The following is a 20,868-nucleotide window of genomic DNA, read 5'->3' as shown; positions in this document are numbered from 1 at the left end:
ACTAGCTCATCCCTTCGTTCCCGGCCACGGATGCGGGCCAGGCCGCCGCGAGGCGGTCGCGCGTGTCGCCGAGCAGCTCGGGCATCGCCTTGGTGCGACCCACGATCGGCAGGAAGTTGGCATCGCCGGACCATCGCGGCACGACGTGCTGGTGCAGGTGCGCCGCGATCCCGGCCCCCGCGGCCGAGCCCTGGTTCATGCCCAGGTTGAAGCCGTGCGGCGCGGAGACGGCACGCTCGACGCGCATCGCGGTCTGCGTGAGCTCCGCGACGTCGGCCGTCTCCTGGGCCGTCAGGTCGGTGTAGTCGGCGACGTGCCGGTACGGGACCACGAGCAGGTGGCCGGGGTTGTACGGGTACAGGTTGAGCACGACGTAGGCGCTGCGCCCGCGCGCCACGATCAGCCCCGCGACGTCGTCGAGCCCCGGCGCGCGACAGAACGGGCACGCGTCCGCCGCGGCCTGGTCCCCGATCGGCCGGTCCTGCCCACCGATGTAGACCATCCGGTGCGGCGTCCACAGCCGTTCGAACCCGTCCGGCCTCCCCGGGTGGCCGGCGCTGGCCTCGAGCTCGAGGCCAGCGTCCTGCTCGGTCCCGTCCGACCCGCTCACCTGCGCGCTCAGACCTGGACGCGGGCGCGCACGGCGCTCACGATCCGCTCGATCGCGTCCGCGACCGGTACGCCGTTGTCCTGACGTCCGTCGCGGTAGCGGAACGAGACCGCGCCGGCCTCGACGTCCTCGCCACCGGCGATCAGCACGAACGGGATCTTCTGCGTGCTCGCGGTCCGGATCTTCTTGCCGAACCGGTCCTCGCTCACGTCGAGGTCGGCCCGGATGCCCTGGGCCCGCAGCTGCGCGACGACGTCGGCCAGGTACTCGTTGAACGGCTCCGCGACGGGGACGGCCACGACCTGGACCGGCGCGAGCCAGGCAGGGAAGGCGCCCGCGTAGTGCTCGGTGAGCACCGCGAAGAAGCGCTCGACCGAACCGAACAGCGCGCGGTGGATCATCACCGGACGCTGGCGCGAGCCGTCACTGGCGGTGTACTCGAGCTCGAACCGCTCGGGCAGGTTGAAGTCGAGCTGGATGGTCGACATCTGCCAGGTGCGCCCGATCGCGTCGCGCGCCTGCACCGAGATCTTCGGGCCGTAGAACGCCGCACCCTCGGGGTCCGGCACGAGCTCCAGGCCCGACGCCGTCGCGACCTCCTCGAGCGTCCGGGTCGCCTCCTCCCAGATCTCCTCGCTGCCGACGGACTTCGCGGGATCGCGGGTGGACAGCTCGAGGTAGAAGTCGTCCAGCCCGTAGTCCTTGAGCAGGTCCAGGACGAACTGGAGGGTCTTGGTGAGCTCGTCCTTCATCTGGTCGCGCGTGCAGTAGATGTGCGCGTCGTCCTGGGTCATGCCGCGCACGCGGGTCAGCCCGTGGATCACGCCGGACTTCTCGTAGCGGTAGACCGTGCCGAACTCGAACAGCCGCAGCGGCAGCTCGCGGTACGACCGGCCGCGCGAGGCGAAGATCAAGTTGTGCATCGGGCAGTTCATGGGCTTGAGGTAGTACTCCTGGCCCGCCTTGCGCACGGTGCCGTCCTCGTTGCGCTCCTCGTCGACGACCATCGGGGGAACATGCCGTCGCGGTACCAGTCCAGGTGCCCGGAGATCTCGTACAGGTGGCCCTTGGTGATGTGCGGGGTGTTGACGAACGAGTACCCGGCCTCGAGGTGCTTGGCGCGGGAGTAGTCCTCCATCTCCTTGCGGATGATCCCGCCCTTGGGGTGGAACACGGGCAACCCGGAGCCGAGCTCCTCCGGGAACGAGAACAGGTCGAGCTCGAGCCCGATCTTGCGGTGGTCCCGGCGCTCGGCCTCGGCGATCCGCTCCAGGTGGGCGCGCAGCTCGTCCTTGGTTGGCCAGGCGGTGCCGTAGACGCGTTGCAGCTGGGGGTTCTTCTCCGACCCGCGCCAGTAGGCGGCCGCCGTGCGGGTGAGCTGGAAGCCGTTCGCGATGAGCTTGGTGCTGGGCAGGTGCGGCCCGCGGCACAGGTCCTGCCAGACGACGGCGCCGTCGCGCTTGAGGTTCTGGTAGATGCTCAGGCCGCCGAGGCCGACCTCGACGCTGGACGCCTCGTCCTCCGCGGTCGTGGACGCGCCGGTGCCCTTGAGCCCGATCAGCTCCAGCTTGTACGGCTCCGCGGCGAGGGCGGCGTGCGCCTCCGCCTCGGTGACGTCCCACCGGTGGAAGGTCTGGCCGTCCTTGACGATCCGCTGCATGACCTTCTCGAGGGCCTTGAGGTCCTCGGGGGTGAACGGGGTCTCGACGTCGAAGTCGTAGTAGAAGCCGTCGGTGATCGGCGGGCCGATGCCGAGCTTGGCGCTCGGGTGCAGCTGCTGGACCGCCTGCGCAAGCACGTGCGCGGTCGAGTGGCGCAGCACGGCCAGCCCGTCCGGCGAGTCGATCGTGACGGCCTCGACGGTTGTACCGGCCACGACGGGCAGGTGCAGGTCGCGGAGCTCGCCATCCACCCGGACGACGACGACGTCGCGGCGCCCGGTGTACAGGTCCGCGCCCGTGGTGCCCGCGTCCACCGTGACCGGGGCGCCGTCGACGGTGAGGGACAGTGGTTCTGCGGACAGGGCAGACACGGTGGGGCTCTCCTTGCGGTCGTCGCACGCCCGCTCCGGGCGCACAGGCGATGCTACCGACGCTGGGGCCAGGGCCGTTCGGGTGGTGCGGATCTCGCTGCCCGCCCCGGGCCGAGGGGCTTTCGACCTGCGGACGGTCGAAGGGTGACCTGCACAGACGCGGCCGACGGAATCCGTCGGCCGCGACCACCCCCCGATCGGGTGATGACCGGGGGTGGGGATGGTGGGCGATACTGGGATCGAACCAGTGACCTCCTCGGTGTGAACGAGGCGCTCTACCGCTGAGCCAATCGCCCGTCAGGCTCAGCGAGAAAAACTCGCTTTCGCAGGACTTCTTGCGCCGATGCTACCCAACAGATCCGGATAACTCGAACACCCCGCCTGGCCGCCACGAGCGACCGGGTGAATCTCTCCATCACCAGGACGCTGCGGGACCGCAGAGACTTATCCTGCGATTACGCGAAAAAGGAGGCGGCGCATGGCCCCACGGCCGTTCGATGTCGTCGAAGTCGTCACGATGCAGCTCGTCCTGTCCGATGCGACTGTGCTGGGTGTCACAGCCGAGCTCGGGTTTCGCGCGTCCGACCCGTACACGGTCCGCGCCGCCTTCACCGGCCCCCACTCCATGTCCACCTGGCTCATCGGCCGGGAGCTGCTCGCGCAGGGCCTCGAGGCGACGCAGGAGTCCCCCGCGGGAACCGGCGACGTGCGCGTGTGGCGCGACGACGACCCGACCTACGTGCTCGTCTCGCTGAGCGGGGTCGAGGGCGACGCCCTGCTCGCCTCCCCGGCCGAGCCGGTCGAGCGGTTCGTCGCGACCACCCAGCAGCTCGTGCCGTTCGGCACGGAGAGCACCCGGATGGACCCCGAGATCAGCCGCCTGATCGCGGCGCTGCTCACGGCCTGACGTTCGAGTCGCCTCCCCGGCCCACCGCGGGCCGCCTGCTACGGGTCGACGTCCTCGCTCAGCTTCGCCTCGAAGAGCCGCTGCGCGTCGAGGCTGATCGGGCCTGCGGGGAGGTCGATCCCGTCCAGGTTGACCACCGGGACCAGGTCACGGATGGTCGAGCTCAGCGCCAGCCCGGTGCCCCGGGCGCCGCCGAGGACGTCGTCGAGCACGGTGAAGGGAAGCTCGCCGGGCCGCGCCTCGCGCACCGGCAGGCCGGCCGCGAGGCCCCACTCGAGCACCAGCTCGCGCGTGATCCCGGCCAGGCACCCGCTCGCCAGCGCGGGCGTGACCAGCTCGCCCCCGCGCTCGACGAACACGTTGGACCCCGTGCCCTCGCACAGGTCGCCGACCGTGTTGGCGAACAGCGCCTCGTCCGCCCCACGCTCGACCGCATAGGCGAGCGCGACGACGTTCTCCGCGTACGACGTCGTCTTGAGGCCCGCCACGGCGGAGCGTTCGTTGCGGACCCACGGCACGCGTGCGACCCGGACCGTGAGCGGCCGCACGGCCGGGCCGGCGAGCACGATCACCGTCTGTCGGGAGGTGCCGGGCGCCGACCGGTTCGACCCGAGGGGCCCCGGACCGGCCGTCACCGTGACGCGTACGCGGCCCAGGTCGGGCCCGCCCGCGGCCAGCACCGCGGTGATCCCGGCGCGGATCTCGTCCTCGTCCGGCGCCGCGAGACCGAGCCCCGTCGCCGACCGGGCGAGCCGGCGCAGGTGGCGGGTCAGCGCGAACGCCCGACCGTCCGCCACCGAGCACGTCTCGAACACGCCGTCGCCCACGGTCAGACCGTGATCGACAGCGGTCGCGACCGCGTCCTGCTCATCCCGAAGCTTTCCGTCTGTCCAGATCACGACACCCATGCAGGTCAGTCTGGCGCAGATCCATCGGGCGTCGAGGCGAGTGCGATCAGCATCCGCGCCTTGAGCTCGGTCTCCGCCCACTCGGCGGCGGGATCGCTCCCCCACGTGATGCCTGCGCCCGTCCCGAAGCGCAGAGTCCCCGAGCGGGCGGCGCCGGGCGGGGCGTCGTCGGGCGGGGCGTCGTCGTCGGCCTCCCACCAGAAGGTCCGGATGCCGACGGCGAGCTCGGCCCGGCCCACATCCGCGTCGATCCACCCCACGACACCGCAGTACGGGCCGCGCGGCGCTGTCTCGAGCGCGGCGATCACCCGCAATGCCGAGCTCTTCGGCGCGCCGGAGACCGAACCGGGCGGGAAGGTGGCGCCCAGGATGCGCGCCCAGCGGTCGGGCGCCGCGGCCACCTCGGGCGTGAGCCGGCCCTGGACGGTCGAGACGAGGTGGACCAGGCCCGGGTGCTGCTCGACCGCGAGCAGCGAGGTGACCTCGACCGTCCCCGCCGCGCACACCCGCTGCAGGTCGTTGCGGACCAGATCGGTGATCATCACGTTCTCGGCACGGTCCTTGGCCTGCAGGTCCGAGGCCACGAGCCCGGTCCCCTTGATCGGCGCCGACGTCACCACGTCACCGTCCACGCGCAGGTACAGCTCGGGGGATGCCGTGACCACCCAGACGGGAGCGAAGCCGCTCGCTGCCGGCACGTGCACCGCGCCCGCAAAGGGAGCGGGGTTCCCGGTCCGCAGGACGCGCGCCAGGGCGCCCGCATCCGGTTCGGCGCCCGGATCGCCACCCCGGGCAGCGGGGGCCGTCAGCGGGGCGGCCAGCACTCGGCAGATGTTGGCCTGGTACACCCGACCGGCGCGGATCTCGGCCCGAACCCGCTCGACCGCAGCCAGGTACTGCACCCGGTCGAGCGACGTCGACCAGGACGACGACGACGGCCCGCGCCAGTCGACGGGGTCCGTGTCGGTCGCGCTCGGGTGGCTCGCGCTGCCCACCGGATCGGTCTCTCGGACGACCTCGGCGAACCGCCAGGCGCGCACCGGTCCCTCGAAGTCGCCGACGACGGCCCACAGCCCGCCGGCCGCGACCCGCTCCGGCTCGGCCACGAGATCGACGCACTCGACCACTCCACGAGCCCGCAGGCCCGCGAACCACGCCTCGCCGCCGTCGGGCAGGCGATTCGCCGGGGCGCGCGTCGGTGACATCGGGCAACCGTACCGAGGGTCGCTTCGACCGACTTGCCTGCCTGATGGGAGCCTGCGAACCGGCCGGGTTGGACTCTCGGCGAACGTCGGCTAAAGTCTGCAAGGCGCCTTGAGGAGCGGTTCGGAAACGAGCTGCTGATGAAGGTCGTGCGGATGTGGCTCAGTGGTAGAGCATCACCTTGCCAAGGTGAGGGTCGCGGGTTCGAATCCCGTCATCCGCTCGGTGGTCCGATTTCTTGGTCGGCTTCCCCGAGCTCGAAAGAGTGTTGGGCCGCACGGTGGAGTGGCCGAGAGGCGAGGCAGCGGCCTGCAAAGCCGTGCACACGGGTTCGAATCCCGTCTCCACCTCGCAGTTTGCTTTTTTTCGGTATTGCATGGGCGATTGGCGCAGCGGTAGCGCGCTTCCCTGACACGGAAGAGGTCACTGGTTCGATCCCAGTATCGCCCACCACGAATTGCCGCAGGTCAGAGGCCATCTCGGAGCGGTCCGAGGTGGCTTCTTTCGTCGTCCTCGGACGATATGTAGCCCGAAAATGTAGCAACGGGTCGCGATGATCGTCGTTGTCGGCCTCCGGCCAGCGTCGTGCGGCTCGTCCGAAGCGAATCCCGGAGTTGTTCGGCGTGCAGACCGGCCAACGCGGTTTGCACGGCGCGGGTCCGGTGCAGACGCTCCAGGCCCTCCTCGAGGCTGGCAAAGTCGGCGCTCTCGTCGTGGGCCTCTCGCAGCAGCCGCTGCAGTTCCAGATCATCAGTCATGTCCATCACCTCACAACCGAAGGCCGCCCGAACCTCCGGGGTGCTCACCGACTCACGCCGACATCTGTCGCAAGTAGGCCTCGGCCAGGGGCCGCACACTGCGCCGGCCCGACGACGCACCATCGCCTCCGAGATCCCGTGCTGCGCCACGACGACACTCGACCCGGCCCGGGAGCACACCACCGCCACGCCCTTGTCTGCTGCTGAACACCTCCATCCGGCAAGCAGCCTCGGCGAGGCCAACAAGCAGCCGCCGATCTTCCTCGTCGATCACGCAGCGGGCCGTCGCGAAAGGAGCTCTGCCAGTTTCTGCCTCTGACTCAACCGCGAGGTGGTCAACCTGGACGTCGAGGACCCGCCACAGGTCAACCTCGGGGCTCCAACGCACCGACGGCACCAGCGCGTTCCGGCGGTCTCCGCGATCGTCGCCGCGATCCAAGCCCCCTCCCCCACGTCACATAAGTGGCAACAAGTGCTGGGCGGGCAACCGCTCGCTCAGGCCCGCCAGCATGCGAGCTCGGCCTGCTCAATCGCACCGAAGAGCTGGGAGTAGGGCACTGGCCGGGAGAGATAGAAGCCCTGAGCGAGATCGCAGTCGAGATCTCTTAGTTGCTCGAGCAGCCGGGCTGAGTCCACTCCCTCCGCGACGACTCGCAGGTCCAGGCTGTGGCCGAGCCCGACGATGTCGCGGACAAGAACCTCGCTCCCTTGGGGGTTCAACTTCTGCGCCATTCCCTGCACGAACCCGAGGTCGATCTTCAGCTCATGGACGGGCAGCCGTTGCAGATAGGACAGGCTCGAGTAGCCGGTGCCGAAGTCATCGATCGAGAGTGCAACTCCGAGGGTGGCAAGCCTCGTGAGTGTCGGCAGGGTGCGCACCGGGTCGCCCATGATGCTGCTCTCGGTGATCTCGAGGATCAGGGCGCGAGCCGGCACGCCCGCTGTCTCCAATGCAGCCGCGACCATGTCTGGCAGGCAGGCGTCGTTGACGTTGCGGGCGGAGACGTTCACTGCGACGGCGATCTCGTGTCCCGCGTCACGCCACAGGCGACAGTCCTGCAGTGCCTTGGTCAGCACCGTCCGAGTCAGCAGGTCGATGAGTCCAGTGGACTCTGCGAGGGGGATGAACTCGGCCGGCCCGACCGGCCCGAGGGTGGGATGAGTCCAGCGGACCAGTGCTTCGACGCTCGTGACGACGTTTCGCGCGAGATCGGCCTTGGGTTGGTAGTAGACCTCGATTTCTTGCCGGTCGAGCGCTGCGCGCAGATCGGTGAGGAGCGAGAGGCGCTCTGCGCCACCGCGCTCCAGTTCGGCGGTGTAGATGACGACTTGCACGCCCGAGTCTTTGGCCGCGTACATCGCGGTGTCCGACTGACGCATCAGGTCGGTCTGAGTTTGACCGGCTGTGGCGATCGCCACCCCGATAGTGCCTTCGGTGCTGATCGTGACGTCCGGCAGTTGGACCGGTGTTCGGAGCGCGTTGGCGATGGTTGTGGCTACGGCGAACGCGGCCACTTGCGCGTCTGCCGCGGGCGGCAGCAGGACAGCGAACTCGTCGCCGCCCAGCCGTCCGACGGTGGCTCCCGCGGGTACCAGTTCGCTCAGGCGCCGGGCGACTACTTGGAGGAGCTGGTCACCGATGTCATGGCCCAAGGCGTCGTTGACGTCTCTGAACCGGTCGAGATCGAGCAGGAGGACGGCGGCAGCCCGTTCGTCGTCGGCGTCGCTGAGCATGGTGCGCAAAGTCGATGCCAGCAGCGACCGGTTGGGGAGATCTGTCAGCACGTCGTGGGTCGCCTCGTGGAGCAGTTGCTCGAAGAGCTGGACGCTGTGCAGGGCGACCGCCAGGTGTCCGGCCAGAGTCTGGAGCAGCGCGAGATCGTCAGCGGTGAAATGGGTCGAGTCGCCGAGCCGCTCAAGCACGACGAGGGTGCCCTCGAGTTCGGAACGCACCAAAGGTGCGATCAGTGCCTCACTCGCACCGTGCACCTGCAGCCAGCGCCGTGCAGCGGGATCCTGGGTTCGCCCGCTCAGACGGAGGGCACGGCCGCTCTGGATCGAGGATGCCCACACCTCATCCGGATCGAGGTGTGCGACCTGGCTGGTGCGCATCGATCCCGTCTCATCGACGCTCCGGATAGTGGCACCTGTGCCGCAGACGTCCCGAAGGGTGAGCTCGACGTGCGCCGCGCGCAGAAGTTCGCGGACGGGCGGGAGCATGCGCTCGGCAAGTCCCTCGACACTGTGTGTCCCTTCTCCGGTGCCGATGTACTCCTGGACCTCCACCAACGATCGATGCCGGCGCCGCAGGACGAGGTAGGCCCGGAACGAGGCCGCGGTTACCGCGACGAACCCGGCAAGCAGGGCGATCCCCAAGGGGCCAGCCTCGAGCAAAACTGCGCAGACAAAGCCAGCGGCCGTGTTGAGGGCGACGACGATGCCCGCCGAGACGAACACCTCGACCACCGAATCGCCGGTCACGGGTCCGTGATTGATCCGGATCACAGCGAGCACCAGTGCGCTAGTCAGGACGTCGATGGCAGCGAGACTGACGTAGCAGAGCGCTGCCGTGGTCAGGTTGAGATCCGCCGGGGTCGAGATGAGGAGGTGAGCCAAGGCGATGACAGCAGTGACATCGAGCAGGTAGGAGGCGGTGTTGAAGCCGACCTTGACCTGCGACGCGCGCTGGACGATGAACGCCACCAGCGCGCCAAGGACCCGGGCGGCGATGAGCGCGCTCGGGGGCAGTAGAGCAGCCCGAGCACGAGCGGCACTCCCGAGAGCGAGAACGAGTAGGCCTGCCGGCCGACCTCGATCAGGGCCTGGCCCAGTTCTGTGAGGAAGAACGCCAAGGCAAGGGCCAGTGGCAGCGCGATCGCCCACGCACCGGGGTGGAAATCCAGCAGCGGCCCCGGAGGTGCGCGGACCGCGAGCGTGGTCCCCACGGCAGCGAGCGTCACGGTGAGCGCGACCGTCTGAACCATCGCGTCCGCCCACCATCGCGACCGGACACCAGTGCGCACAGGTTGACCCCGCGCTGCCCGGTCGTCGGGTGGGACAGTCATCGCTCACTCCGCTAATCGCTGGCTCTGCGCCTCGCGCCGCACGCCTCGATTCCAGCGTAGGCCTCGCGCGCGCGATCGGGCTGGACCAGCGTTCTGAAGCCGGGTCAGCGATCGCCCCAGCCGTCAGTCGACCAGCGCCCCGTCGACCAGCGCCCCGTCGACCAGCGCCCCGTCGACCAGCGCCCCGTCGACCAACTGTCTCCGGGGACCGCTGCCAGGACACCCAGCGTGCGCGCGGACGTCCAGACCCGCTCGGGCGAGCCCAGTGCCCCCCCGTCCAGGTCGATCGCGCGGGCCGCTTCAACAGCGGCGGCCACGTCTACCTGTCCCGAGCCGGCGTCGATCGCCGAAGCGTTGCCGATTGGGCTGGCTGTGCTTATCAGGATGCTCTTGACCTGGTCCGGGGACAGGTCGGGGTTCGCCTGGAGCAACAGGGCTACGGCGCCGCTCACGACCGCTGCCGCCTGGGAGGTGCCACTGCCTCGCATCAGCCGCGCGGCGTCGTCGTCGGCCACCCGGCCCTCGGGGTGACTGCGATCGACGAACGAGCCCGGCGCCCTGAGCGCCACGACGGAACGTCCGGGTGCGACGAGATCGACGTGTCTGTCGGCTGTTCCTCGACTGCTGAACTCGGCGACCGACGGTGAGCGCCCGCTGGCAATCCCCGTGGTGTCCGATGCCCCGACGGCGATCAGGCATGGGTCGGTTGCGGGGCTGGTGAGGGTGCCGGCCCTGCGACCGTCGTTGCCTCCGGATGCCACGACGACGATCCCGCTGCGCCAGGCGCGTTCTGCGGCGGCAGCCAGCGGGTCCACCTGGTACGGCTCCACGGCCGTCGTCCCAAACGAGAGGTTGACGACGCGCACGTTGTTCTCGGCGCGATGCTGCGTGACCCAGTCGAGCGCCGCGATGACCTGGCTGACGTCGGTCGTTCCATTCGTGGGTGCGAGCTTCAGCGCCAGGACCCGGGCGTCGGGTGCGATCCCGAGCTCCGCAGTGTCGTCGCCCGGGTTGGGTGCCCCCGTGTGCGGGTCGAGCTCCACTGGGTCCTTCGCGGCGATGATGCCGGCCAGGTGCGTCCCGTGACCGAAGGTGTCGAAGCTGGGGGCGTCCCCGCGATTCGCCTCCATCGACAGGTCCGGCCCGCGCAGGATCTTCCCAGGCGAGTCCAGCCCCGGCACGGCAGCGACGCCAGAGTCCAGGACCGCGACGGTGACGCCCTGGCCCGTGATCGCCCGCCCGGCTTCGTCGATTTGCCCCCACACCGATCGGGCGCCGATGGCGCCGGTAACAGCAGCCAGTGAGCCTGCGTCTGTGGGGTCCGACGCTGCGGCTCCGGCAGCGGATGTGCCAGGGACCACGATGATCGCGGCGATCACCGCCAGCCCGGCGGTGATCGCGTTGCGACGGAGCGTGCCTTTGCGTGACCGATCGGTTCCCATCAGAGCCCTCCCGAGCGTGGTACGTCGGATGGTTCACCCGATTGCCGCCGCTTTGGCAGGAATCGCACCAACCCCCACATCGGCGCACGTCTCCCCCCGTTGAGGACTCGTTCCGCCGTTCGGAGTACGGGCGCGTCGTTGCACGGGCTGGCCTTGCTGCGGTGGCAGTCCTACCGTGGAGGCAGGGATTCTCGGCGATTGGGCGCCATGGCCGGGCGGAGCGACTGACGTTTGTGTCCCCGCGTCGAGGGAGGTCGGCTGATGGCTCTGTGGATCTCGGCCCACCGCGTGCGGTTCGCCGTGGTCCTGGTAGTGCTCCTTGTCGGTGCAGTGGTCGGCAGCCTGCTCGACGCCGTTGCAGCGCGTCTTGTGACGATTCTGCTTGCGCTCGGGATCGCCCTCGCGGTCGGCACCGGTTTCGGGTCGCCGAGGTCTACCGGTGAGCAACGGACCGCGGGCGACGAGCGGGACCTGGCTGCGCAGCGTCGGGATCTGGCTGCCCACGAGCGCGACGTGACGGCGGATCATCGCGACCACGTTGCGGGTCATCGGGACGTGGCGGCCGATCATCGTGACGTAGACGCTGCCCAGCGTGACCACGACGCGGATGAGCGCGACCGCGTGGCGGACGAGCGCGGTCACCGGCAGGACTCTCCCCTCCCGGAAGCTGAGGGGGCCAACTCCAAGCCCGGGACGAAGCAGCCCGACGACGTCAGCGACGCTGCGGCCGGACGAGTTCGGGCCCTGCACGACCGCAGCGCCGGATCGATCGGGCGCAGCGCGGCTGAGCTCGATCGGGACGCCTCTTTGGCTGACCGTGGCGCGTCGGCCGGAGAGCGCACGAGCGCCGAGCACGACCGGGACGCGGCGATGGCCGATCGCGGTGCCTCGGCCAAAGAGCGCGAGCTCGCGTCGGTCGACACCCTGACCGGGGCCCTGCTGCGCGGAGCGGGCTCGGTAGAGCTCGAGCACGAGCTGGCGCGGGCGCGTCGGACCGACCAGTCGCTGGCGCTCGCTTTCGTCGATGTCGATCATCTGAAGGTGATCAACGATTCGCGCGGCCACGCGGCCGGTGACCTGATGCTCCGCCAGGTCGCCACTACCCTGCGGGCCTCCCTGCGTCCTTATGACGTGGTCATCCGGTACGGCGGCGACGAGTTCGTGTGCGCCCTACCGGGCTTGGATCTCGCGGCCGCGAAGGCGCGGCTCGAGACCGTCAACCACGCTCTGGCCGACGCCGTCGAGCCCTGTTCGGTCACGATCGGGCTGGCTGAGCTGAGGCCGGGCGAATCGGTCAACCACCTCGTCGCCCGAGCGGATGCTGCGCTCCTGCGGGAACGCCACCTGCGGCGGGGAACGCCTGATCGCACCGTGGAGTAAGTCAGGCCCCACCGGCAGTGGCCAGGTCATCGTCTGGTTCTGTCGCCAAAGCGGGTCGAGGTCGGGCCGGCCGAGCAGGTAGCCCTGGCCGCCGACGAAGCGCGCCGCGCCGCTGGTGGTCTTCGCGGCCCGGACGAGGTGGTGAAGGATCTCGGCGGTCTCGATCCCCTCGGCGATCACCAGGGCGCCGCTCTCGGCGGCGTAGGAGACGATGGCTGCGAGGATCGCGCGGCCGGGTCCGCCGGTGTGCGCGCTGGAGACCACGTCGCGGTCGATCTTGACGTAGTCGGGCCGGATCCGGGAGAGCAGCCCGAGAGGGCTCTCGCCGGAGCCGAAGTCGTCGAGCGCAAGTTGGAAGCCGTGGTCGCGAAGCTCTTGCACGGGGCCGTGGACCAGGGCGATCCGTTCGTGGATCTTCTCGGGAAGCTCGATGACAACCCGGGCTGGGTGCAGGCCGGCAGATTCGACCTCGCGCCGAATGCGGCGGCTGGTCTCGCCGTCGTGGGCGAAGACCTCCGGGGCGATGTTGAGGAAGAGCAGCACCCCGTCGGGAAGGTCGCGGACCTGGGCGAGCACCGATTCCCGGCACAGGGCGTCGAGCTCGTCCACACGTCCCAGCCGGGCGGCGCCTTCGAACGCGTCGGACGGACCCGTGAGGCCGTATTCGTCGGCTGGGCGGGCCAGTGCTTCGAACCCGAGGACCTGATGCGTGGTGAGGTTCCAGATCGGTTGGAAGGCGGCTCCCAGGTGCCGACCGGAGAGCAGGCGCCGCACGGCCCCGATCGTGGCGGCGGACGTGTGCTGCGGGGCCGATGCCGCCATCTGTGTGTAGGTCGCGATCTGGTTGCGCCCCCGGCGTTTGGCCTCGGCCAGGGCGACGTCGGCCCGGGCCCGCAGTGCCGCCGCGTCCGTCGTGGCGTCGATGTCGAGCTGATTGGGGTCGAACTCGGCGAGCCCGATGCTGATCGTGATCCCCGCCATGTGCGGCCAGGTCGACCGGCGGAGCCGTTCCACTGCGGGGAGCGCGTGCTTCAGGGTGGTGTGCGTCATGATCACAGCGAAGTCGTCCTCCCCGAGCCGGAAGGCGCGGTCTACTGAACGTCCGGCGCGCAAGGCTGCCGCGAGCCCGATCAGGATCTTGTCGCCCTCGGCTCGACCCAGGCTGTCGTTGACGAACGTGAAGTCGTCCACGTCGATCAGCATCACGACGAACGGTTCGCGGAATCGTCGAGAGAGGGCCACCTCGCGCAGGAGCGCCTCCTGAAATGCCCAGCGGTCGCTCAACCCGGTGAGGGTGTCAGTGGAGTGCTCGGTGTCCGGGCCGGCTCGACCGACGACCGTGCGGGTGGTCAACCGCCGCAAGGGGACGGACCGGGCCCCCAGTGCCGGACGGTTCATGCAGATCGCCATCGAACTCGTCCCGTCGGGTCGAAGCGGGCACCTGGAGCCACCCGTCTACCGTCGTCGTCCTGTGCGCGCCACCCGTGAACTCGCCGCTGGTGGGGATTGTGACTGTCTTTCCAGACTAGAAGAGGTCGCCACCGTGTCAACCCGGGCCTCGCGAGGACGCGGCCTGCGGCTCTTGTCACAGACCCCCGCAAGGGGCAGGCTGGTAGGTGGTAGGCAGGTTGTGATCTGCGGATCGAGGGCCTCCTAGTTGGCGCGAGGCGGCAGTGCAGAGGTCCGCCGAGGGGAGGGCGGATGACCGCGCCGACACGGACCCGCAGCCGCCCACGGATCGACAGCGAGCTGACGAAAGCGCCGTCGGGCATCCGCGGATTCGACCAACTCACTGCCGGTGGACTACCGCGCGGTCGCCCGACGCTGGTGACCGGGGCATCCGGTTCGGGCAAGACGCTGTTCGCGCTGGAGTTCCTGGTGCGGGGCGCACGCGATTTCGGTGAACCGGGCGTTCTGCTCACGTTCGAGGAGTCGGCGAGCGACGTGATCCAGAACGTGGCCTCGCTCGGGTTCGACCTGGCCCAGCTCGAGCACGACGGGCTCCTGGTGATCGACGCGATGCACGTCGATCCGGCAGAGATCGTCACGACGGGCGCGTTCAACCTCGAAGGGCTTTTCATCCGGTTGGCCGCGGCGGTCGACGAGGTCGGCGCGAAGCGGGTGGTGCTGGACACGATCGAGGCGCTGTTCGGCGCGCTGGGCAACGAGGCCATCGTGCGCGGCGAGCTGAGCCGCCTGTTCCGGTGGTGCAAGGCCCGGGACCTGACGACGATCGTCACCGGTGAGCGTGGCCGAGGTGGTGAGCTGACGCGGTTCGGCATCGAGGAGTACGTCTCGGACTGCGTGGTCATCCTGGACCACCGCGTGTCGGAGGACATCTCGACGCGCCGGCTCCGCGTGGCGAAGTACCGCGGGTCGGCGCACGGCACCAACGAGTACCCGTTCCTGATCACCGACAGCGGGCTGACGGTGCTGCCGATCACGGCGGCGCGACTCGACTACGGTGCCCCGGTCGAGCGAGTCTCGACCGGCCTGGATGCGCTGGACGAGCTCCTCGGGGGAGGGGTGTACCGCGGCTCGATGTCGATGATCAGCGGCAGCGCGGGGACGGGCAAGACCACCCTGGCGGCGCAGATCGTCGATGCGGCGTGCGCTCGTGGGGAGCGGGCCCTGTTCGTCTCGTTCGAGGAGTCCCCCGACCAGCTGATCCGTGACCTGCGCTCGGTCGGCATCGACCTGGGCCGGTGGGTCGAGGTGGGACTGCTGCGGATGTGGTCCGAACGGGCCACCGCGTACGGGCTTGAGTCCCATCTCGGTCGCCTGGAACGCCTGCTGGACGAGACGACGCCGATGGTCGTCGCGCTCGATGCGATCGGGAGCCTCGGTCACGTCGGTTCTGCGAGCGGGGTGACCTCGGCGGTGACCCGCGAGGTCGACCTGATCAAGGCGCGCGGCCTTACGGGCGTGATCACCACGCTCACCCACGAGCGGGACGTCGAGTCGAGCGCGGTGGCGGTGTCGTCACTGATCGACACGTGGCTGCTGCTGCGCAACGTCGAGAGTGACGGCGAGCGCAACCGGCTGCTGTTCGTGATCAAGAGCCGGGGGACGGCCCACTCCAACCAGGTGCGGGAGTTCATGCTGACCGACCACGGTCCCGAACTTGCCGAGGTCGTCGTCGGGCCCCAGGGCGTTGCGACCGGTTCAGCCCGCGAGGCGCTGCTCGCCGCGGAGCGCGCGTCGGCGGTCGGGCGCCGCGAGGAGGTCGAGGGGCGTCGCGTCGCGCTGGCCCAGCGGTCCGCGGAGGTCGACGCCCAGATCGCCGTCATGAGGGTCCAGCTCGCCGCAGAGAGCGCCGAGCTGGACCGGCTCGCCGCGCAGGTGGTGCACCGCGACGAGGTCCGGCAGACCGACCGGGACGCGGTGGCTGCCGCACGCGGGGGCGGGGCAGCCCGCAGCCGCACGGCACGACCGGCCCAGGAGGCGTGACGATGACCGACCAAGCGACCAGCCACGAGACCATCGAGTTGCGCCTGTACGTGGCCGGGCAGAGCCCGAGCTCGGTCCAGGCGATCGAGAACTTGCGCCGGGTGTGCGAGGAGTACCTCCCCGGGCGGTACACGATCGAGCTGATCGACCTCGTCGAGCACCCCAAGCTCGCACGTGGCGACGAGATCATCGCGGTACCGACCCTGGTGCGCCGGCTGCCGGAGCCGATTCGCAAGATCATCGGCGACCTGTCAGACACCGAACAGGTGCTGGTCGGGCTGCAGCTGCGCCCCGACACCCGGGGGACCTCATGACCGCGACGCGACCTGAGCGGCGGTCGCCAGCGACGACCGAGCGGGAGAGGTCTCTCCTGCGCGAGATCGCCGACCTGTCGGCCGCGCTCAACAAGATCCGCACGGGCGGCGTCGACGCCGTCATGATCCCGTCCCCGGGGGGCGAGAATCTCTACGCGTTGACCAGCCTGGACCGGCCGTACCGGGCGCTCGTGGAGGAGATGGGCGAGGGTGCCGCGACGATCACCTCGGGTGGGCTCGTGCTGTACGCCAACCGGCGTTTTGCTGACCTCGTGGGCCGGGACCGGGATGCTGTGGTCGGCATGGACCTCGCCCAGCTGGTGAACGCGAGCCCCGCGGTGATGACGTCCATCGTCACCACATCGCCCGGCTCGACTGACTTCGTCGAGCTGCGCCTCGTCCGCCCGGACGACACGTCGGTCCCGGCCCTGGCCTCCGTCACGGCGCTCGACCTCGATGGCGCCATCGTCCACTGCCTGGTCGTCACCGATCTGAGCAGTCGGGTCGAGGCCGAAGAGAAGTTCCGGGTCATGATGGATCACGGCGTCACGGGGATGGCAGTCCTGTCCCCCCAGGGGCGCTTCATCCTGGTGAATCCGGCGCTGTGCCAGATCCTCGGCCGCGATGCGGAGCGCCTGGAATCGCTGGCCTGGACAGAGGTGACCCACCCCGACGACGTGGACCGGGACCGCCACCTGGTGGAACAGCTGGTGACCGGCCAGGTCCCATCGTTCCGCGTCCGCAAACGCTACCTGCGACCCGACGCGACGGTCGTCTGGAGCGATGTCTCCGCGTCATGCGTACGCAACGACGACCAGTCGGTGAAGTTCTTCATCGCCCAGGTCCTGGACGTGACCGAGGGCGTGCTGGCCGAACGCGAGCTGATCCAGCGCGGGGCCGAGCTGCAGGTGATCGCGGCGGGCTCGGCGGACATCCTGGTCCGCACCTCCCCCGAGGGCCGGATCGAGTACGTCTCACCTGCGGTGACGCGCATCCTGGGCTGGACCCCCGAAGAGATCCTGGGGACCGACGGGTCCCAGGTGGTCCACCCGGACGACTGGGTGGGTGAGGCTGAGTTCAGCGATTTCGGTGGGGCGCTGCCGCGACGCGCGCGCATCCGCTGCAGGGACGGCAGCTACCGGTGGATGGGCACGACGGCCACCCCGTTGGGCGATCTCGGTAATCCCGCCGGCGTCGTCGCGGTCGTGCGGGACATTGAGGAGCTCGTGGAGGCGGAGGAGGCTCTGGCCGAGTCGGAGCGGCACTTCCGGTCGCTGGTCGAGGGCGCCGCTGAGGTGGTGTTCGAGTCTGGGCCAGATCGCCGCGTCATGTGGGTCTCCCCGGCCATCACGACCTTGCTCGGCTGGGCACCTGGCGAGATCGTCGGGACGCGGATGGCCGACCTCCTCGAGCCCGCGGACCGTGATCGGGTCAACGGGGAGCACGAGCTGGTCTCCTCCGGGCAGGTGACCGCGGAGCGCCACTGTTGAGCGACGCCGTGGCTGACGACGTGGGGATGGGTTGGCGTCGCTGACGGTGATGACGCGTTTTGGGCAGCCCTGCGGGGTTGCCTTTTTTCGTTGGCGACGAGAGCGTGACGACGTCCATGGAAGCGCAACGGCCCTCCCCTAATCCTTGGCCGGATGGGAGGGCCGTCGCTTGGTGCTTGGAGGCACCCGTTGCTGATCGTAGGTACGGACCCGCTCGAGGTCGACCGACTCCTGCGTCGTGGCGTGCTGCGTTGTCCGGGGTGCGCCGGTGAGCTCAGGCCCTGGGGCCATGCCCGGACCCGTCACATCCGCGGTGACAACGGGGGCGCGGCGGTGCTCGTGGTGCGTCCGCGTCGTTCGTCGTGTCCGGGGTGCGGGGTAACGCATGTGCTGATCAGCGCCTCGATGCTGGTGCGTCGTGCTGATAGCGCGGTCGTGATCGGCGCGGCACTGGTGGCCAAGGCCGGCGGGGCGGGGCATCGGCCGATCGCGACGGCGTTGGGTCGGCCGGTGAGCACGGTGCGGGGCTGGTTGCGCCGGTTCACGGCCCGGGCCCACGGGTGGTGGGTGTCGTTCACCGGTCTGCTGCATGCCCTGGATCCGCTGACCGGTCCGGTCGCCGTGCGCACGTGCGTGCTTGGCGATGCGGTGGAGGTGCTGGGCCTGGCTGCGGCCGCTGCGGCCAGAAGGTTCGGGCCGCGCCCGCCGTGGCAGTTCGCGTCCGCGGCCAGCGGCGGACTGCTGCTCGGTCCGTTGCCGGTGGGTGGGCGGTGACCAACACGAGTTGACCCTGGGCGGGGCTTGGTGGGTCCGGGAGTCTGCGCCTTGTTGATCACGCCGTGGTCACCGAGCAGCTGGAGGCACCGATGACACAGCACGACCAGGCGCAAGACGCTCGCGCTGAAAGGGCCCGTGACATCGGGCTGTTCCGTTACGCGCTGATCCGGGAGCCGGCGGATCCGGCGTTGAGCACCCGCCAGCGCGGCATCCTCGTGCGCGAGCTCGCCGCGACCGAGCACACGGGCCCGTTCGGGGCACGGGTGGTGGTCTCCCGGGTCACCCTGGACCGGTGGATCCGGGCCTGGCGCGCGGGCGGCTTCGATGCGTTGGTGCCGGCTGCTCGTTACGCCGAGCCCCGCACCCCGGGCGGGGTCCTCGCGCTGGCCGCAGCGTTGAAGCGGGAGGTCCCGGCCCGCACGGCCGCGCAGGTCGGTGCGATCTTGGCCGCCCACGCCGGCACGGCGCCCTCGGAGCGGACGTTGCAGCGCCACTTCGTGCGGTTAGAGCTCAATACCCGCCCCGACGGGATGGCCCCGAAGTCGTTCGGCAGGTTCGAGGCCGCGGCACCCAATGACCGGTGGACCGGTGACGCTCTGCACGGCCCGGTCGTCGGTGGGCGCAAGACGTACCTGTTCGCGTTCATCGACGACCACTCCCGGGCCATCGTGGGCTACCGGTGGGGCCACAGCGAAGACACCGTGCGCCTGGAGGCGGCGCTGCGCGCGGGCCTGGCCGCCCGCGGCGTCCCGGGCGTCGTATACGTCGACAACGGCTCCGCGTTCGTGGCCGCGCCGCTGATGCGAGCGTTGGCGTGTCTGGGGATCCGCCTCACGCACTCCAAACCCGGCCAGCCCGCCGGGCGCGGAAAGATCGAACGATTCTTCAGGACCGTCCGCGAGCAGTTCCTCGTCGAGCTCACCGCACCCGGCGCCCTGGCCGGCGTCGGGGACCTGACCCGGATGAATGAACTGTTCGCCGGGTGGGTCGAGACCGTCTACCACCCGCGAGTTCACAGCGAGACGGGTCAAGCGCCCATGGAACGGTTCCTCGCGCCCGGCCCACCAGCCCTGCCGAGCCCGGCCGCGTTGCGCGAGGCGTTCTTGTGGTCGGCACGGCGCACGGTGACCAAGACCGCGACGTTCTCCCTGCACGGCAACACCTACGAGGTCGACGCTGCCCTGGTCGGACGCCGCATCGAGGTCGTCTTCGACCCGTTCGACCTGACCACCTTGGACGTCCGCTTCCAGGGCCGCCCGATGGGCACCGCGATCCCGCACAAGATCTCCCGCCACATCCACCCCGCCGCGCACCCCGAGATCGCCCCGGCCCCGCCAACCGCCACCGGCATCGACTACCTCGCCCTGGTCGCCGACCGCCACGCCCAGGTCCTGGCCACCCGCATCAACTACACCGACCTGCCCACCGCCAACCAGGGCCGTGACCTCGCCGAAAGCATCGCCAGCGACGCGACCCTCGTCGGAGACAGGCCGTTCGGAGACGGGCCGTTCAGCGCCGCTACCGAACGCAACACCGCCTACGTGCGCGCCGTCGAGGCCGACCTGGCATCCATGCGCGCCGAACTGCACGCCAACCTGCCGACCGGCGTGCTGCCCGGACAGCTCGACCTCGCCGACCTGACGGGCTTCACCGGCTTCACCCCCGACCACGACAGCGATGAGGACCCGCGATGACGATCGAGAACCTGCAAGCCCACTACGGCTTCACCCGGATGCCATTCGGGCGAGGTCTCGCACCCCAGATGCTGCACCGCCACACCGCCCACGCCGAGGCCGTCGCGCGGATCGGATGGTGCGTATCGGAACGGGCCCTGGGGGTGATCACCGGAGAGGTCGGCGCCGGCAAGACCGTCGCGATCCGCGCCGCCCTGGCCGGTCTCGACGCCAGCCGGACCACCGTGATCTACCTCGCGAACCCCGCCGTCGGGGCCCGCGGCCTCTACGCCGGGATCGTCACCGCACTGGGCGGCACCCCCAGGTTCCACAAAGCATCCCTGATCCCACAGACGTGCGACCTGCTCGCCGCCGAGGAACACGAACGCGGCCGGGGCGTGGTCCTCGTCCTGGACGAAGCCCACCTCCTGGGCGCCGACCAGCTCGAGGAACTGAGGCTCCTGACGAACGCGGACATGGATAGTCACAGCCCGTTCGCCTGCCTGCTCGTCGGGCAGCCCACCCTGCGCCGGCGGATCAAGCTCGGCACATTCGCCGCGCTGGACCAGAGAATCGCGCTGCGCTACGCCATGACCGGCATGGACGCGGGCGAGACCAAGACGTACCTGATCCACCACCTCAAGCTCGCCGGGCGGTCCGACACCCTGTTCAGCGACGACGCGACCGCCCTGATCCACCAAGTCAGCCGCGGCCTGCCCCGCGCGGTGAACAACCTCGCCGTCCAAGCCCTCGTCGCAGCGTTCGCGACCAACAAGACCATCGTCGATGAGTCCTCCGCCCGCGCGGCAGTCACCGAGGTCACGACAGACTGACCACCAACGCGACACCACGACCACGA

15 protein-coding genes, 4 tRNA genes and 2 pseudogenes are annotated in these 20,868 nt (G+C 70.0%); 12 read left to right on the top strand and 9 right to left on the bottom strand.

Annotated elements, in window-relative coordinates; all coding sequences use genetic code 11:
• Position 1 precedes the first annotated feature (1 nt).
• The 3 genes and pseudogenes from VTA80_RS19990 to VTA80_RS19980 form a co-directional block, all read right to left on the bottom strand.
• Entirely contained in the window at positions 2–610 is a 609-nt protein-coding gene (locus VTA80_RS19990) for an HIT family protein (RefSeq protein ID WP_407342817.1), read from the bottom strand.
• 8 nt (positions 611–618) lie between these two features.
• Positions 619–2,633 (bottom strand): annotated as a pseudogene (gene thrS, locus VTA80_RS19985) (threonine--tRNA ligase).
• 230 nt (positions 2,634–2,863) lie between these two features.
• Positions 2,864–2,938 (bottom strand) — tRNA-Val (locus VTA80_RS19980).
• Between the two features lie 182 nt (positions 2,939–3,120).
• On the opposite strand from VTA80_RS19980, the gene VTA80_RS19975 reads away from it, so the two are divergent.
• Positions 3,121–3,549 carry an SsgA family sporulation/cell division regulator gene (locus VTA80_RS19975; RefSeq protein WP_407342816.1) on the top strand — a complete coding sequence of 143 codons (429 nt, stop codon included), beginning with the start codon at positions 3,121–3,123 and terminating at the stop codon, positions 3,547–3,549.
• A gap of 38 nt (positions 3,550–3,587) precedes the next feature.
• Here the strand turns inward: VTA80_RS19975 and VTA80_RS19970 are convergent, their stop codons facing one another.
• The gene (locus VTA80_RS19970; protein ID WP_407342815.1) at positions 3,588–4,457 is read right to left on the bottom strand and encodes an aminotransferase class IV; all 870 of its coding nucleotides are present in this window, start codon (positions 4,455–4,457) and stop codon (positions 3,588–3,590) included.
• A 5-nt stretch (positions 4,458–4,462) separates the two neighbouring features.
• Complete coding sequence (locus VTA80_RS19965) at positions 4,463–5,662, bottom strand: chorismate-binding protein (protein WP_407342814.1); 1,200 nt, start codon at positions 5,660–5,662, stop codon at positions 4,463–4,465.
• Positions 5,663–5,811: 149 nt separating this feature from the next.
• Here VTA80_RS19965 and VTA80_RS19960 point away from each other — a divergent pair.
• The 3 genes from VTA80_RS19960 to VTA80_RS19950 all read left to right on the top strand — a co-directional run bounded on the left by VTA80_RS19960 (position 5,812) and on the right by VTA80_RS19950 (position 6,113).
• Positions 5,812–5,883 (top strand) — tRNA-Gly (locus VTA80_RS19960).
• Between the two features lie 56 nt (positions 5,884–5,939).
• Positions 5,940–6,010: transfer RNA gene (locus VTA80_RS19955), tRNA-Cys, on the top strand.
• 28 nt (positions 6,011–6,038) lie between these two features.
• Positions 6,039–6,113, top strand: a tRNA-Val gene (locus VTA80_RS19950).
• A 14-nt stretch (positions 6,114–6,127) separates the two neighbouring features.
• On the opposite strand, the gene VTA80_RS19945 is transcribed toward VTA80_RS19950, so the two are convergent.
• Entirely contained in the window at positions 6,128–6,418 is a 291-nt protein-coding gene (locus VTA80_RS19945; protein WP_407342813.1) for a hypothetical protein, read from the bottom strand.
• Here VTA80_RS19945 and VTA80_RS19940 point away from each other — a divergent pair.
• On the top strand, positions 6,417–6,737 hold the full coding sequence (locus VTA80_RS19940; RefSeq protein ID WP_407342812.1) for a hypothetical protein: 321 nt from the start codon (positions 6,417–6,419) through the stop codon (positions 6,735–6,737). The two genes, VTA80_RS19945 and VTA80_RS19940, sit on opposite strands and share 2 nt — an antisense overlap.
• A gap of 176 nt (positions 6,738–6,913) precedes the next feature.
• Here VTA80_RS19940 and VTA80_RS19935 read toward each other — a convergent pair whose 3' ends face one another.
• Complete coding sequence (locus VTA80_RS19935; protein ID WP_407342811.1) at positions 6,914–9,121, bottom strand: putative bifunctional diguanylate cyclase/phosphodiesterase; 2,208 nt, start codon at positions 9,119–9,121, stop codon at positions 6,914–6,916.
• A 466-nt stretch (positions 9,122–9,587) separates the two neighbouring features.
• Entirely contained in the window at positions 9,588–10,925 is a 1,338-nt protein-coding gene (locus VTA80_RS19930) for a S8 family serine peptidase (protein WP_407342810.1), read from the bottom strand.
• Positions 10,926–11,186: 261 nt separating this feature from the next.
• Here VTA80_RS19930 and VTA80_RS19925 point away from each other — a divergent pair, with 261 nt between their 5' ends.
• The gene (locus VTA80_RS19925) at positions 11,187–12,305 is read left to right on the top strand and encodes a diguanylate cyclase domain-containing protein (RefSeq protein ID WP_407342809.1); all 1,119 of its coding nucleotides are present in this window, start codon (positions 11,187–11,189) and stop codon (positions 12,303–12,305) included.
• A 147-nt stretch (positions 12,306–12,452) separates the two neighbouring features.
• Here VTA80_RS19925 and VTA80_RS19920 read toward each other — a convergent pair.
• Positions 12,453–13,703, bottom strand: a pseudogene (locus tag VTA80_RS19920) (EAL domain-containing protein); the annotation flags it as partial.
• Positions 13,704–14,006: 303 nt separating this feature from the next.
• Here VTA80_RS19920 and kaiC point away from each other — a divergent pair.
• The 6 genes from kaiC to VTA80_RS19890 all read left to right on the top strand — a co-directional run bounded on the left by kaiC (position 14,007) and on the right by VTA80_RS19890 (position 20,842).
• Positions 14,007–15,755: a circadian clock protein KaiC gene (kaiC, locus tag VTA80_RS19915; protein WP_407342808.1), complete on the top strand. Its 1,749-nt coding sequence runs from the start codon at positions 14,007–14,009 to the stop codon at positions 15,753–15,755.
• 2 nt (positions 15,756–15,757) lie between these two features.
• On the top strand, positions 15,758–16,069 hold the full coding sequence (locus tag VTA80_RS19910) for a circadian clock KaiB family protein (protein WP_407342807.1): 312 nt from the start codon (positions 15,758–15,760) through the stop codon (positions 16,067–16,069).
• Complete coding sequence (locus VTA80_RS19905; RefSeq protein WP_407342806.1) at positions 16,066–17,559, top strand: PAS domain S-box protein; 1,494 nt, start codon at positions 16,066–16,068, stop codon at positions 17,557–17,559. The genes VTA80_RS19910 and VTA80_RS19905 overlap by 4 nt, the downstream gene beginning before the upstream one ends.
• 405 nt (positions 17,560–17,964) lie before the next feature.
• The gene (locus tag VTA80_RS19900) at positions 17,965–18,333 is read left to right on the top strand and encodes a hypothetical protein (RefSeq protein ID WP_407342805.1); all 369 of its coding nucleotides are present in this window, start codon (positions 17,965–17,967) and stop codon (positions 18,331–18,333) included.
• Positions 18,334–18,425: 92 nt separating this feature from the next.
• Positions 18,426–20,030: a DDE-type integrase/transposase/recombinase gene (locus VTA80_RS19895; RefSeq protein ID WP_407342804.1), complete on the top strand. Its 1,605-nt coding sequence runs from the start codon at positions 18,426–18,428 to the stop codon at positions 20,028–20,030.
• Positions 20,027–20,842 carry an ExeA family protein gene (locus VTA80_RS19890; protein WP_407342803.1) on the top strand — a complete coding sequence of 272 codons (816 nt, stop codon included), beginning with the start codon at positions 20,027–20,029 and terminating at the stop codon, positions 20,840–20,842. The genes VTA80_RS19895 and VTA80_RS19890 overlap by 4 nt, the downstream gene beginning before the upstream one ends.
• The last annotated feature ends 26 nt before the right edge of the window (positions 20,843–20,868 follow it).

The sequence above is a fragment of the Pengzhenrongella phosphoraccumulans genome (assembly GCF_045689905.1).
GTDB lineage: Bacteria > Actinomycetota > Actinomycetes > Actinomycetales > Cellulomonadaceae > Pengzhenrongella > Pengzhenrongella phosphoraccumulans.
Note: the sequence above shows the minus strand (reverse complement) of the source record. Positions and strands in the feature narration are given on the sequence as shown.